Genomic DNA, 14,461 nt, shown 5'->3' on the forward strand with positions numbered 1-14,461 from the left:
ATAGCAAATTTTTTATATCATCTAAGTTGTTGGCTATACTGCGAAGCGTCATTACTCACTATTTTGTTTGCCACAGGCGCCACCATGGCAGGTAAGGTTGGTCGTGATGCTCGTAATGATACCCGAAAAAATAGCAGCTTACGAAGGCCCACACGTGGCGGCGCAACTGGCTGCGGGATTTATGCTGGTTGTCGGGGGCATGCTCGCCCCGGTGCGGTAGGTACGTACCGAAAAAGAATAATTGTACCGTAGCCAGAACAGCCGGCACCATCCAGAAGGCAATAACGCTGCTTTGCGGAAAGAAAACCTTCAGGACGTTGTAGGTGGCCGCCATCAGCAGCACTTGCCACACGGTGACGTAGTTCCAGGCAAAGCGCCCAAACCACGGCAGAAACCCTTGGTGCTGCCCGTCGTGAAAGTCGGGGTCGTCGGGGGTGGCTACGTGGCGGTGGTGGGCGTGGTGCTTGGGCAGCATCCGCGGAAACCAGTTGAAGGCAAACAGCCCGGCCGTAAGGATGCCCACCGCGTTGTTGAGGCGTCGGTTGGAACTCACCACGCCGTGCATGGCATCGTGCGCCGTGATAAACAAACCGGTATACAAATGCGTCTGCAGCAAAACCAACAGATACGGCCAGGGCTGCCGCCAGTTGGGCTGGTAGAAAGCCAACAGAAATGTGAGCAGCCCTCCCCAAGCCGCCAAAATCAACACAGCAGCCCCAAGTCCCTTGTAGCCTAGTGGCGCCGGTTTCACCCGCGGCGAATGCGTGAATGAGTGCATAAGTGAATCGTCATTCAGGGCTTGGCCAGCGCGGATTTCGGTCCCTTCACTCATGCAACAAACCACCAAATCATAGCTGAAGCAAGGCGTCGCGCACCTGCTCCATCAGCCACATGGGCGTGCTGGTGGCTCCGCAAATACCTACCGACTGGCCGGGCTGAAACCACTCAGCGCGCAACTCGTCGGTTCTGGAAATAAAGTGCGTGGCCGAGTTGGTTTCCTTGCAGACCTGGTAGAGCACCTTGCCATTGGAGCTTTTGGTGCCCGATACAAACACAATCTGGTCGAACTGCGCGGCAAAGCGCCGCAGGTCCTTGTCGCGGTTGCTTACCTGCCGGCAGATGGTGTCGTTGGCGTTTACCTGGTAGCCGCGCTGCTCCAGCTCGCCCTTGATGCGGTAAAATGAATCGGTGCTTTTGGTGGTCTGGCTGTAGAGGGTGATGTTGGCCGGCAGCTTGTGGCTCAGCAGCTCATCCAGGTTCTCAAATACCACGGCCGCCCCGCCAGTCTGGCCCAGCAGACCGCGCACCTCGGCATGACCGTGCTTGCCATAAATAAAAATCTGGTCTTTGCGGTCGAAGCTGGTTTTGATGCGGTTCTGCAGCTTCAGCACCACCGGGCAGGAGGCGTCAATCAGCGTCAGGTTGTTTTCCAGGGCCATCTGGTAGGTGCTCGGCGGCTCACCATGTGCCCGGATAAGCACCGCCTCGTCGCGCAGGCCGGCCAACTCATCGTAGTTGATGATGCGCAGCCCGCGCCCTTCCAGCCGCTGCACCTCCTCGTCGTTGTGCACAATGTCGCCCAGGCAATAGAGGTAGCCCTGTTCTTCCAGCAAGTCCTCGGCCATCTGGATAGCATAGATGACGCCAAAGCAAAAGCCGGAGTTGGGGTCGATACGGACGCTCAGGTGGTACGGCATAACTGTCGAGTAACTACCAGTACGTACGGAATGTTATACCCGGATTGCTAAAAGATACGGAGTTTTGCGCTTTTCTGCCCTCAATTTATCCTAGCCTTGCAACCTACTGGTCCTCTGCTGACTGCTCCCCGTGTAATAACGGCCGGCCACTACAGACGCGCCAGCTTCTCGGCATCGGGGCCCGTCACGTGGCCGCGCTCCACCAGGAAGTCGCGCACCAGGCTAAAGGATTCAGCATCGAGGCCGGACTCAGGGTGCTTGAGCAGCGTAGTCAGCAGAAACTGCCGGTCTTCGTCCACGTGCTGGCTCATGCCCAGAAAGCCGGGCAGGTTGCTTTCCACGCTCAGGCGCAGAAAGCGGATTTCGGCGTTATCGGCGTCCAGCTTCACAGCCTGGTCAAACTGCCGGCTGGCATTCTGCACGTAGCTAAGCTTGTTGAACATGGACGCGTCCCGGGCGCGGATGGCTTCGGCGGCGGCTTTGTAAGCCAGCACCACGGCATCCTGCTGCGAGTAGGCCGCCATGAGCTTATGAAACTTCTCACCGGCTTCCTTGCTGGCAGCGGCTTGCTGGTACTGGCGGCGCAGGTGCGCTACGGCGTAGGGGTTGGCTTCGGTCGACACGAGGGGGGAGAAGGTCAGAGTCAGAAAGAAAAACAGGAAACGCAGCTTCACGGCAGGCAGAGTTCGGGGGCTAGATAGCCCGGAGGCGGTAGCGAAAGTACGAACCGAGCAGCAACAGCAGCTTGGTATTGTCGGGTACGCGGATTCGCTCGCCCAGGATGCTGGCTGCCGGCAGCTGCCGGATTTTATGGAAGAGCTTGAGGTAATACACGTAGGCCAGGTACACGCCCAGCCGGGCCGCGCGCGGCAACTGTACGATGCCCGCATAGCCGGCCTCGAAATCGGCCCGGATGTCGGCCTCAATGGTGCACTTCACTTCATCGGTAAACCGCTCGTACTGCACGCCGGGGAAATACACGCGGCCCCGCTCCTCGTAGTCGGAGCGGATGTCGCGCAGGAAATTCACTTTCTGAAAGGCCGAACCCAGCCGCCGGGCCGGCTCCCGCAGCCGGTCGAACAGCGCCGCATTTCCTTCGCAGAAGATGCGCAGGCACATCAGCCCCACCACTTCGGCCGAGCCGTAGATGTACCGCTCGTACAAGGACTGGTTGTAGCTGTGGTCGTCGAGGTCCATTTCCATGCTGTACAGAAAGGCGTCGATAAACTCCCGGTCGATGCCGTAGCCGTGTACCACATCCTGGAAGGCGTGCAGCACCGGGTTCAGGCTGATTTTAAGATCCAGCGCCTCGTAGGTCTGCCGCCGAAAATCCGCGAACAGGGCCGCTTTGTCGTGGGCGTGAAAGGTGTCCACGATTTCATCGGCCCAGCGCACAAAGCCATACACGGAATACACCGGCAGGTGAAACCGCGCATCCAGCGTGCGGATTCCCAGCGTGAACGAGGTACTGTAGCGCTGGGTAATCAGCTTGCTGCAAGCCCGGCTGGTTTCAGTAAACAGGGCAACGTGGTCCATTCTTTTGAAATTAACAATTCAGAATCAGCCATGAAGAATCGGCCCATACAGCCTTGCTTGCTGCCATAAGCTTCTCCTGCTTTACCAATTCCTCCTTTATCTTCCTTACTTATTCTCCTTCTCTACTTCCCGGGCCACCACCTGCCCGGAGATGAGCGAAGGCGGCACGCCGGGCCCCGGCACGGTAAGCTGACCCGTAAAATACAAGTTGCTGACCTTTTTACTTTTAAGCGAAGGTTTCAGGATGGCCGTTTGGCGCAGCGTGTTGGCCAGCCCGTAGGCATTGCCTTTGTAGCTGTGGTAGTCGTCCCGGAAATCCTGGTGGGCGTAGCTGCGCTTGTACACCACCGCGTCGCGGATGCTGGTGCCGCAGTGGCGCTCCAGCCGCTCCATAATCAGGTGGTAGTAATGCTCCCGGGTAACTTCGGGGTCAGGCAGGTCGGGGGCCACCGGTATCAGCAGAAACAGGTTTTCGCATCCTTCGGGCGCCACGCTTGGGTCGGTTTGGGAAGGCGCGCAGGCGTAGAACAGCGGCCGGCTAGGCCACTTGGGCTCCTCATAGATTTCCTGGGCATGCAGGCTAAAGTCCTCGTCGAAAAACAGATTGTGGTGGCGCAGGTTGGGCAGCCGCTTGTTCACGCCCAGGTAAAACAAAAGCGAAGAGGGCGCCATGGTGCGTGAGTTCCAGTAGGCTTCGTCGTAGCGGCGCCACTCGGGTGCCAGCAGGTGCTGCTCGGCGTGGTGGTAGTCGGCACCGGCCACTACTACATCGGCGGGGCGGAAGCCGGCGGCGGTTTGCACGCCGGTGGCGCGGCCCTTTTCCACTACTATCTGCTGCACGGGCACGTTGTATTCCAGCTGCACGCCTTGCTCCTGGGCCAGCTGCACCATGCCTTCCACAATTTTGTGCATGCCACCCATCGGGTACCAGGTGCCCAGCGCCAGGTCGGCGTAGTTCATGAGCGAGTACAGGGCGGGCGTGTTTTCGGAGGTGGCCCCCAGAAACAGAATGGGAAACTCGACCAGCTCCAAAAGGCGCGGGTCTTTGAAAAACTTGCGCACGTGCCGGTGCATACTCTGCAGCAAGTCCAGGCGCACGGCGTCTACGAGCAGGCGAGGGTCGGCAAACTCCAGGAGCGAGCGGCCGGGCATATGCACGAATTTATTGATGCCGACTTGGTATTTATAAGCTGCCTGCCGTAGGAACTCGTCCAGCCGGGCGGCGCTGCCGGGCTCCAACTGCTCAAACAGCTCCCGCAGCTCGCTCATACGGGCCGGAATATCCACCGCTTCGGGGCCTTTGAAAATCACCTGGTACGAAGGGTCCAGCCGCACCAGATCGTAGTAATCGGCTACTTTCTTGCCGAAGCGGGCAAAGTACTGCTCAAACACATCCGGCATCCAGTACCAGCTCGGGCCCATATCAAAGGTGAAACCCTCGGCCCTGAAAAGCCGGGCCCGGCCGCCGGGGCCCTCGTTCTTCTCCAGCACCGTGACCCGGAAGCCCTGCTGCGCCAGCGAAGTAGCCGCCGCCAGCCCCGCAAAACCGGCCCCTATAACAATGACGTGTTTACTCAAAGCAGCAGAAAAATCGAAATTTAGGTGGCAGCCAGCGCCGCCTCACGGCACGAAGATGCAGATTCAAAGCTAAACCGAAACCGCTGGCGGACCTGAAAATATGGTTGAGCTTCAGCAGCGAAAAAAGCTTTGGAGGTCAGAACAGGCCGGACACAAACCGGGCCGCGAGCGAGGCAACTTGCGCTGCCGTCACCCGCGGCCCGTGATACGCCCGGGGCGGTTGTACTCTCTCCCTATTCCCTACACGCCGGGGGCGTATACCTTTAATACGTCTTTCAGCTCTTTTCGGGCAATATGAATCCGATTTTTTACGGTCCCGATTGGAATTTGCAGCTTCTCGGCTATTTCCAGGTACTTATAGCCGATGTAGTACATCATGAAAGGCGTCCGATAATCAGCCGACAGGCCCGCAATGGCCTCATTGATATCCGTCACCACAAAGTCGCTGGTGGCGCCGTTGTGGGTAATGTAGTTTTCGTCGGTGTTGAAGTACTGGAAGTACTCGGTGCTGTCGATGTTGCTGTTGCGCTTCGTTATCTTGTTGTAGTTATTGATAAACGTGTTGCGCATGATGGTGTACAGCCATGCCTTCAGGTTGGTGCCCGCTTTGAACTTGTCCTTGTTCAGCAGCGCCTTGAGCAGGGTTTCCTGCACCAAATCCTTGGCATCGTCGGCGTCGCGGGTCAGGTTCATCGCCACGGGCTTCAGCGAGTAGGAAATCTTCTGTACTTGATTGGTAAATTCCAGCGAGGTCATACTGTTTAGCTTTTCGTGGCAAAAAGTTAAACAAATATACGAGTTGAATTGAAACTAGTATGGTTGCACAAAAGAAAATTTTCTACAACCGGCTATTCCCCTTCGCCCGACCTGCATAACCTACGAAGCCGCTGAGATTCAGGATCGAATTCAATCCGTGCAAAATTCGGCCGGCCCTGTTCCGCTGGCCGGAAAGGGAGTTTAACTGCCTTGACTCTATAAATGGACGCCGGTCGGCGGAAAAGGCTGCGCCTAGGCTGCTGCTGCTGCCTCGCAGCAGGTGCATAGCCGGCTGGCCAGCGCCAGGAAGTCGGTCATCAGCCGGACGCGGACTGTATTGGGGGGCAGTTGCAGGCCTGGCTGTTGGGCCAGAGGACCGTACAGGTATAGCATTACCTCGGGGCACAGGCTATGTACCTGCTCCACAAAATTCTGTACCCGGTCACGCTCTGGCAAGGCCGTCATCACGGTGCACAAAGCGTGTGGGTGGTAGGTTTCGCACACCAATTTCAGCTCGGCAGTGGGCAGGTTCTGCCCCAGGTACAGCACATGCTGCTTGCGGGCACGCAGCACGTAGTTCATAAACAGCAAGGCTAGCTCGTGCATTTCGCCCTCAGGCAGAAACAGCACCCAGCGGCGGGCTTCCGAGGGCTTGACAGGGGGCAGCGTATCAATAGCCACCATCATTTTCTGGCGCAGCAGGTTGGTTACCAGATGCTCTTGCGCCGGATTAACCGAGCCGGCCTGCCACATTACGCCGATGCGCTGCAGAAACGGGTAAGCCACATGCATAATAGCGTCCTCGAAGCCGAGTTCCTTAATAGCGGTGTTCAGCAGGCAGCACAGGCGGCGCTCATCCATTTCCAGCATGGCCGCCAGCAGCGAATTCACTTGCTGGCAATAGTCCTGCGCGTCGTCGCAGCAGGAAATGACGGCTTGGCTGAGCTCCTCGGGAGCCAGTTGGGCAATGCGCGAAATACGGTGGCCGCGGGCGCAGAGCGTGGCCACGTTCAACAGGCGGCGCAGGTCTTCGTCGCAGTACGTACGGATGTTGGTAGAAGTGCGCACTGGCTGCAGAATGCCGTAGCGCTGCTCCCACATCCGAATGGTGTGGGCCTTGATGCCGGAGAGCTGCTCCAGGTCGCTGATAGAAAACTGTCCCACTACTTCCTTTCCTTTTGCTGATGACTAATAGCTGGCCGCACCGGCGCTGGCCGGCGCCAGGCCAGCAGATAATACTTGGGCGACACCCACAGCATGCCAAACTCCTCGGATCCGTCGCGGCCAGTGGTTTTGTGGTGCATCTTGTGGGCCATGTTCAGGGCACGCAGATACGCATTGCGTGACTTACGCCAGAAGCGCAGGCGGCCATGAATCAATACATCGTGCACGAAAAAGTACACGCAGCCGTAGCTGGCAATGCCCACGCCCACCCAGAAACGCCAGTCTTTAGCCGGCGCACCAAAATGGATGCACAGCATGGAGAGCGTACCGTAGAACAGGAAAAAGAAGTCGTTGCGCTCAAAGCGGTGCGGGTGGCGCACGTGGTGCGAGCGGTGCAGAAACCATAAGGGCCCGTGCAGCACAAACTTGTGCATGCCCCAGGCGACCAGCTCCATTCCCAGAAAGGTAGCCGTGGTTACGGCTACGGCTGCCAGCGTTGTCATGGGGTGCAAACCAGCAGAAGAACTAAAAAGTTAAGTTTATTGACCGCAAGCCGGTAAAAATCTACGCGTTTGCGGTGGCAAGTTAAAAATACCGGCCCGGCTTCACCAACAGCGTGGCAAAATCGGGCCGGTACGTTTCAGGACTGCCAGCCGCTACTCCCAGCTGATCTTCTCTTTGTTGAGGAAAGCCGCAATGCCCCGGCGGCAATCCTGGGAGCCCCGGGCTTCGGCATTCATCTGGGCGGCGTAACGCAGGCCGTCTTCCAGGGCCATTTCGGGCAGGCGGGCCAGCATTTCCTTGGTGGCCTCCATGCTCTGCGCCGAATTCTCGACGCACAGGCGGCGGGCAAAGGCATACACCTGGGTGTGCAGTTCGTCGCGGCCCACCACAAAATTCACGAGACCGTACTCCGCGGCTTTCTGGGCCCCAATGGTTTCGCCGGTGAGTAGTAGCTGCTTGGTGCGGGCCTCCCCTATCTTACGGAGCAGAAATACGCTCACAATAGCCGGCAGAAAGCCTATTTTGACTTCAGTGTAGCCGAATTTGGCTTCCGGCACGGTGAAGGCAAAGTCACAGATGGCGGCCAGGCCGCAGCCACCGGCCAGCGCGTGGCCCTGCACCTCGCCAATTACCACCTTTTTGAGGGTATAGATCTGGTGAAACAGCTGCATGAGGTGGGTGCTGTCGGCCAGGTTATCGGTGTAGCCAAATCCCTGCAGCTCCTGAATATAGCCAAGGTCGGCGCCGGCGCAGAAAGCAGCTCCGTTGGCCCGCAGCACTACTACTTTGCAGTCTTCATCTTCCTCAGCGGCCGTAAAGGCCAGCTTCAGCTCCGACACCATCTCAGCGCTGAGGGCATTGCGCTTTTCGGGGCGGTTGAGGGTGATATAGCCGATGGCGTCGCGGCATTCATACTGAATGAAGCGCAGCTCCTCCAGTTCCTGGGTAGGCAAATTGTCCATGGTCGTTGTTGCTGGCAGGTAAGGGGAAAGGACAGCAGCAGTGCCGGCGTGGGGTTCCGGACTACGGTAAAATCAAACGTAACAAAAATGGTGCTATGTGCGCAAGCACCGGGCTAGCGTTGTACGCGGCATTTCGGCCTACGGGTTTATGGGCGCGCTCTACTGACGAGGTGCCACGACGAATGCGCCCCGCATGGTGACGTCATACGTACGGAAGCCAGCCGCCTGCAGGATTGAGTCCTGCCGGGCTACGTACCAGGATTTGCAGGAGGAATCGAACACCACCGGCGCGCCCGTACCAAAAGCGGCGACCAGCTGCTCGGGCCACACGCGGGCGTTGCGGCGCAGCACAATCACATCCACGGGGCTGGGCGCCTGAGCCCGCGCCACTTTGCCGGCTACCAGCGCCACACGCAGCCCTCGCCACACCAGCAGCGTGTTTGCATCTAGGCGCCGCGTGGGTACGGGGGCGGCGGGCCAGCCCTGGTAATATAGCACCCGTCGGGCTTCGCGCTGAATGCTACCGGGCACAATGCGGTAGGTACGCTCGGTCTCGGAAAGGGGCAACGAATCGGCCATGACGATGTCGGCTGCCGCGCCTTCCCAGAAACCTACCACCGAGCGGCGCGGGATGCTGTAGATGATAAGCTGTTTGTCGGGAGCCAGCTGACGGGCAGCCCACACCTTGCTGCCGGCCAGCCCGCAAGCCAGGCAAAAGGCCAGCACCAGCCACCCCAGCTGCCGAATGGCAAAGAACACCAGCATCACCACAATCCAGGCAAAGAGCAGCCAGGTTTGCGGGGCCGACAAGTGAATTTCGGTGAGCAGCGCGCCGGGCATCAGGTGGCCTACCCCAAAGATGTACTCGTTGAAGCACCAGATCATCTTCTCGAAAAGCCAGCCAACTCCCTGCGGCAGCACGTCCAGCCAGGCGGCCACGGCCGGCAGCAGCAGGCCAAGGGCGGCTACTAGTCCCTTTAAAACCAGTAGCCCCAGGCCCACATATACGGCCGCGCTGGAAATAGGCACGGCAATGAGGTTAGAGGCCAGAAAGCTGAGCGGAAACTGGTGGAAATAATGCAGGCTCAGCGGCAGCGTGGCTACCTGCGCAGCCAGGGAAAGCGCCGTAGCCTGCCACACTTTGTCCCAGAACCAGCCGTTCGCCCGCCAGAACTTCTGCACCGTTTTGGGCTGCCAGGGCCGCTGCCGGTCAATAAACCAGCCCTGCACATCCAGCCAGCGCACGATGCGCGGCTGCAGGTACACAATGCTGAGCACGGCCAGGAACGACAACTGGAAACCGACATCCACCAGCAGGAACGGGTTGTAGCAAAGCAATACAAAAGCCGCCAAGGCCAGCGTATTGAACATATTGCTCTGTCGGCCCCAAGCCCGCGCCAGAATGATGAACGTGAACATAACAGCCGCCCGCAGCACCGACGCCGATAGCCCTGTGAGCAGCGCGTAGCTCCAGATAACGGCCAAACCCAGCGCCGCCGTACCAAACTGAAAGAGCCGGCCCCGCCGGCCTGGGAGCAAGCCCAGCAGCCACGTTACGGCTGCAAACAGCAGCCCCACCTGCAGCCCCGACACGGCCATGATGTGCGTGGTACCGGTATTGGCGTAGGCCTGCCGCGTCTGTTGGTCTACCTCATCTTTGATGCCAAGCACCAGCGCCGAAGCCAGCGCGTATTCGCGTTTTGCGTGCACGTACTGCCGAAATACCCCGTCGAGCACCCGCGCTGTTTTCATGCCCAAAGCCTGCCAGCGGCTGGGCAACTCCACACCCATTTTCAGGTACTGGTCGGGGTGAATGAACTGCTGATGATATACCTGATGATATTCCAGATAGCGGCGGTAATCGAACTCGCCGGGGTTGAGCGGGGGCTTGCTCGGGGCCGGCGCGCCCCGCACCAGCCACACGTCGCCGTACTGTGGGGCGGCTACTCCGGAGTCGCGCGGCACCGACACGCGAATACCCCCAATAGCCGCACGCCACTGCCCCGCCACCCGCACCGCCGACACGCGCACGGTGGTGGCATAGGTGGCCGGGCGCGTCACGGTGTAATCGTCTACCACGGCGCGGTAAAACTCAATCCGGCTTCCAAAGCGCTGCAGGTGGTTGTCGGCGCGGCTTTCCGTGGCCTGCTGAGTGAGGGCCAGGCCGGCGGCATATACCGTCAGCAAAGCCATCAGTCCCAGGGCATCCAGCAGCGCCGGTGCTGCCCGGCGGCCCAACCAGAGCTGTAGGCCACAGTACAGGAGCATCAGACCCAGCACGGGAAAAACCAGTGGGGGCAACGTGTTGCCTATATATAAGTAAGTGAGAATGCCAGCAGCCAGGGCCAGCGCCAGCCGCACAAATGCATAAGGGGCCCACTGTATCATACCTCACGTCTTGAGCTGAATAATAGTATCTACTAATGCCGGATAAGCTGTAGAAAATCAATTAATAAAGCAAGCAGCCTTCCCCCATGATAACGCAAAAAGCCCCGCGCACAACGGTGCGCGGGGCTTTCTGCAGGACTTATTGCGCCTATGGCCGCTGCCAGCGCATCCGGTAATGCTCGATGTCGCACTCCGTGAACCGGGGGCCGTCTTTCACGAAGCCGTGCCGCTCGTAGAACCGCACGGCGGGCAGCTGCGCGTGCAGGTACACGAGAGCCTGGGGATAAGCTGCATCCACATCACGCAGCACCTGAGCCAGCAGAGCCGCGCCGGCAGCCTGGTTGCGGTACGGCGCCAGCACGGCAAACCGCTCCAGCTTCACGCCCTTGTCGGTGGGGCGCCAGCGGGCCGCCCCGCAGGCCGTACCATCAGCTGCCCGCGCCAGGTAGTGCGTGGCGTCGGTACGGTCGTGCTCATCAGACTCGGCCTCGCGGGGAACCTGTTGCTCCTCCACAAACACGGCCGTACGGACGGCAAAGGCCTCTTTCAGCTCCGCGGGGTTGCTGATGCGGTGAGCTTCCATAACCTGGGATTGATAAGTTTGAACGGATAGAATGAAGCGGCGGCAATCTTGACGTCCGACAAGCAGCTGCAAAACTAAGCAGGCAAAGCAACTGCCGCCAAACCTGAGGTCGGACGCATTGCTTTGCCTGCTGGTTTTGTGGCCGTAAGTCCGGGGGCTAAACCTGCTCCTGGTTGACGGGCAGTTCCTGCATCCCGTCGTCCTCGCGGCGGGCATCGGGGTGCTTGCCGGGGTCGGTGGGCTGGGCGGGGCCGCCGGGGCGACGGTAGGGCTGGTACTCGCGCACGGGGCGGTTGGCCTGCTCCTTCTGCTGCTCCGTGTCGAACCGGTCGTAGGCCTGCACAATCTGCTTGACCAACCGGTGGCGCACCACGTCTTCGGACGTCATTTCCACGAATCCAATGCCGTTGACGCCCCGCAGAATATCCAGCGCCTGATTAAGGCCCGATTTCTGCTTGGTGGGCAGGTCAATCTGGCTACGGTCACCGTTCACCATCACCTTGGCCGAGGGCCCCATGCGCGTCAGAAACATCTTCAGCTGCGAAGGCGTGGTGTTCTGGGCTTCGTCCAGCAGCACAAAGGCGTGGTTGAGCGTGCGGCCGCGCATGTAAGCCAGTGGGGCTATTTCGATGGTCTTGTTTTCGAGGTAGAATTTGAATTTCTCGGGCGGCAGCATGTCCTCCAGCGCGTCGTAAATTGGGCGCAGGTAGGGGTCTACCTTTTCCTTCATGTCGCCGGGCAGGAAGCCGAGGCTTTCACCCGCCTCCACCACGGGCCGGGAAATGATGATTTTCTTGACCTCCTTGTTTTTGAGGGCGCGCACGGCCAGGGCCACCGAAATATAGGTTTTGCCCGTACCGGCCGGCCCCAGCGCAAACACCAGGTCGTTCTTCATCACCGCATCCACCAGGCGCTGCTGGTTGGCCGTACGGGCTTTGATGACGCCGCCCTTGGCTCCGAACAGGATAACGTCGGGCGAGGCAGCAAGGCGGGCTTCCTCCCGCTCTTCGTCGGATGCGCCAATGTACTGGCTCACAGTTTTGTCGTTCACCAGGCCATACTGGTGGTAGTGCTCCAGGAGCGCCGAGAGGATGTCGTTGATGCGCTGAATGACGGCCGTCTGGCCTTGAATTTTGATTTCGTTGCCGCGGGAAATAATCTTACTGCCCGGGAAAGCGGCAGCCAGCTGCCGAATGTTCTGGTTATCAGCCCCCAGGAAATCAACCAGGGACACGTTTTCCAGCGTGATGATTTTCTCGACCAAATCGGGGAATTGTTAGCGGTGTAATAAAAAAGGAAGAACCCGGGCAGAATGCGTTGGTTCGCGGCAAAACGCCTACTTTTGCCGCCCCTACCCGGGTAAACAATAGTACGAAGAACTGCGCATTTTAGGCATGGGGCTGATTACGTTTCTGTCGGATTTCGGCTACCGCGACCATTATGTGGCGGCGGTGAAAGCGCGGATTCTGCAGCTGGCTCCCCAGCAGCCGGTACTCGACATCACCCACGCCGTCGAACCCTTCAACATCGCGCACGCCGTACACGTTCTCGGTGCCGTGTATAATGATTTCCCGGTTGGCACGGTGCACCTTATCGGCGTGAGCGACTGGGGCCGCGGCGCGGGCAGCTGGCGCGCCGCCCGCTACCAGGGCCACTACTTTGTGGTGGCCGACAACGGCCTGCTGCCCTTGCTCACCGATGGCCATGCCGAAGAGCTGGTAGAGCTGTCCACGCTGGCGCCCACTGCCTCCCCTACCCGCGACGTGCTGGCCCCCGCCGCCGTGCACCTGGCCCGTGGCGGCCTGCTCTCGGACCTCGGCCAGCAGGCGGCCACCCAGTACCAGCTGCTCAACCGGCAGCTGCGCCTGCAGGATCACCGCATCACCGGCCATGTCATCCACGTCGACCACTACGGCAACCTCATCACCAACATCACGCGCACGGCGGTGGAAGCCGTGGGGCATGGTCGCGCCTGCACCATCCATTTCGGCCGCGAAACGGTGCGCGAAATTCTTCCTCATTTTCAGAGTGCCGACCCCGGCGAGGCCGGCTGCATCTTCAACAGTCAGGACCGGCTCTGCGTGGGCATCAACCAAGGCAACGCCTCCGAGTTGCTGGGTTTGAATTTCGATTCGCAGGTGGATGTGCGGTTTTCTCCAGGATAAGCAAGTCATAAAAACACCATTTCAACGCCGTAATAAAGGATTTGTCAGTTGTTTATTTATTATGTTAACTATAAAGCACTAGCGTAAACTTCCTTTTAACTCGACTCTTCTATGCTGATTCGGATTGTGCGCATGACTTTTCAGCCCGAGCGGGTTGCGGATTTCCTGGCTCTTTTTCAGGCCTCGGAAGACTATATCCGGGCCCAGCCGGGCTGCCGGCATATGGAACTCTGGCAGGATGCAGACACCCCGCACGTATTCTGCACCCATAGTCACTGGGATTCGAAGGAAGCCCTGGATGCCTACCGCCGCTCCGAGTTGTTTGGCCGCGTATGGCCGGCTACCAAGCGGCTATTTTCGGTTCCGGCTCAGGCCTTTTCCGTATACCCGGCAAATCTTCCGCCTACAGCAGCTGCCGTCCACTAACCTTTACAAAGGTTGATGGTACCCTTGCTGCTCTACCTTGCTTTTTGTTGATGAATTACTTCACTTTCTATCAGCTCCCTGAAACGTTCTTGCCGGACACCGCGGCGCTTAAGCGGCAATACTACGCCTTCAGCCGGGAGTATCACCCCGATTTCCACGCTACGTCCAGCCCCGGGCAGCAGCAGGAAATTCTGCACCTGGCCACGCTGAACACCAACGCCTACCGCACCCTCTCCGACCCCGACCTGCGGATGGCCTATATCCTGAACAGCCACGGCCTGCTGGACGAAGGCAAACAGGAGCTGCCCGCCGACTTTCTGATGGAAGTGATGGAGCTGAATGAGCAGTTGATGGAGTTGGAGTTTGAGCCGGATACTGAAACGCGGCAGCGCGTCGAAGCTGAAGTAAACGCGCTTGCCGAAACTCTGGACGCCGGGATTCAGCCGGTACTGACTGGTTATGAAATGCTTCCGGCAGATGCGAGGCCACAGGCGCTCCAACAAATCCGCACCTATTACCTTAAAAAGCGGTATCTGTTGCGCATTCGCGAAAGTCTGGCTAAGTTTGCAGCCCGATCCTGAACAACTAACCGAGTTGTTCATCCTGCCCGGATGGCGGAACCGGTAGACGCGTCGGTCTCAAACACCGATATCGAAAGATGTGCCGGTTCGACTCCGGCTCCGGGTACTAAGAATTACTGCC

Annotated in this window: 15 protein-coding genes and 1 tRNA gene; 4 read left to right on the forward strand and 12 right to left on the reverse strand. The window is 59.0% G+C overall.

Annotated features, from left to right (window positions below; genetic code table 11):
• Positions 1–58 precede the first annotated feature (58 nt).
• The 12 genes from LRS06_RS03275 to LRS06_RS03330 form a co-directional block, all read right to left on the reverse strand.
• Positions 59–778: a fatty acid desaturase gene (locus LRS06_RS03275; protein ID WP_257870163.1), complete on the reverse strand. Its 720-nt coding sequence runs from the start codon at positions 776–778 to the stop codon at positions 59–61.
• A gap of 70 nt (positions 779–848) precedes the next feature.
• Entirely contained in the window at positions 849–1,697 is an 849-nt protein-coding gene (locus LRS06_RS03280; RefSeq protein WP_257870164.1) for a 4-hydroxy-3-methylbut-2-enyl diphosphate reductase, read from the reverse strand.
• A gap of 149 nt (positions 1,698–1,846) precedes the next feature.
• Complete coding sequence (locus LRS06_RS03285) at positions 1,847–2,371, reverse strand: hypothetical protein (RefSeq protein ID WP_257870165.1); 525 nt, start codon at positions 2,369–2,371, stop codon at positions 1,847–1,849.
• Between the two features lie 19 nt (positions 2,372–2,390).
• Positions 2,391–3,233, reverse strand: a complete 843-nt coding sequence (locus LRS06_RS03290; protein ID WP_257870166.1) for a phytoene/squalene synthase family protein — start codon at positions 3,231–3,233, stop codon at positions 2,391–2,393.
• Positions 3,234–3,338: 105 nt separating this feature from the next.
• Positions 3,339–4,811, reverse strand: a complete 1,473-nt coding sequence (locus LRS06_RS03295; protein ID WP_257870167.1) for an NAD(P)/FAD-dependent oxidoreductase — start codon at positions 4,809–4,811, stop codon at positions 3,339–3,341.
• Positions 4,812–5,051: 240 nt separating this feature from the next.
• The gene (locus LRS06_RS03300) at positions 5,052–5,567 is read right to left on the reverse strand and encodes a sigma-70 family RNA polymerase sigma factor (protein WP_196953103.1); all 516 of its coding nucleotides are present in this window, start codon (positions 5,565–5,567) and stop codon (positions 5,052–5,054) included.
• 252 nt (positions 5,568–5,819) lie between these two features.
• On the reverse strand, positions 5,820–6,731 hold the full coding sequence (locus LRS06_RS03305; protein WP_257870168.1) for a MerR family transcriptional regulator: 912 nt from the start codon (positions 6,729–6,731) through the stop codon (positions 5,820–5,822).
• Positions 6,731–7,234: a sterol desaturase family protein gene (locus LRS06_RS03310; RefSeq protein WP_257870169.1), complete on the reverse strand. Its 504-nt coding sequence runs from the start codon at positions 7,232–7,234 to the stop codon at positions 6,731–6,733. Before LRS06_RS03310 ends, LRS06_RS03305 begins: the two co-directional genes overlap by 1 nt.
• 153 nt (positions 7,235–7,387) lie before the next feature.
• Complete coding sequence (locus LRS06_RS03315; RefSeq protein ID WP_257870170.1) at positions 7,388–8,197, reverse strand: enoyl-CoA hydratase/isomerase family protein; 810 nt, start codon at positions 8,195–8,197, stop codon at positions 7,388–7,390.
• Between the two features lie 159 nt (positions 8,198–8,356).
• Positions 8,357–10,585, reverse strand: coding sequence for a ComEC/Rec2 family competence protein (locus LRS06_RS03320; RefSeq protein WP_257870171.1), 2,229 nt, complete (start codon positions 10,583–10,585; stop codon positions 8,357–8,359).
• Positions 10,586–10,733: 148 nt separating this feature from the next.
• A complete protein-coding gene (locus LRS06_RS03325) occupies positions 10,734–11,168 on the reverse strand; it encodes a GNAT family N-acetyltransferase (RefSeq protein WP_257870172.1) in 435 nt (144 codons plus the stop codon).
• A 157-nt stretch (positions 11,169–11,325) separates the two neighbouring features.
• Positions 11,326–12,432: a PhoH family protein gene (locus LRS06_RS03330; RefSeq protein ID WP_257870173.1), complete on the reverse strand. Its 1,107-nt coding sequence runs from the start codon at positions 12,430–12,432 to the stop codon at positions 11,326–11,328.
• A gap of 130 nt (positions 12,433–12,562) precedes the next feature.
• On the opposite strand from LRS06_RS03330, the gene LRS06_RS03335 reads away from it, so the two are divergent.
• The 4 genes from LRS06_RS03335 (at position 12,563) to LRS06_RS03350 (ending at position 14,446) form a co-directional block, all read left to right on the forward strand.
• Positions 12,563–13,333, forward strand: coding sequence for an S-adenosyl-l-methionine hydroxide adenosyltransferase family protein (locus tag LRS06_RS03335; protein ID WP_257870174.1), 771 nt, complete (start codon positions 12,563–12,565; stop codon positions 13,331–13,333).
• A 111-nt stretch (positions 13,334–13,444) separates the two neighbouring features.
• A complete protein-coding gene (locus LRS06_RS03340; protein ID WP_257870175.1) occupies positions 13,445–13,759 on the forward strand; it encodes a putative quinol monooxygenase in 315 nt (104 codons plus the stop codon).
• A gap of 50 nt (positions 13,760–13,809) precedes the next feature.
• Entirely contained in the window at positions 13,810–14,340 is a 531-nt protein-coding gene (locus LRS06_RS03345; protein WP_257870176.1) for an iron-sulfur cluster co-chaperone HscB C-terminal domain-containing protein, read from the forward strand.
• 24 nt (positions 14,341–14,364) lie between these two features.
• Positions 14,365–14,446 (forward strand) — tRNA-Leu (locus LRS06_RS03350).
• Positions 14,447–14,461 lie beyond the last annotated feature (15 nt).

Origin of the sequence: Hymenobacter sp. J193 (assembly GCF_024700075.1) — a bacterium.
Lineage (GTDB): Bacteria > Bacteroidota > Bacteroidia > Cytophagales > Hymenobacteraceae > Hymenobacter.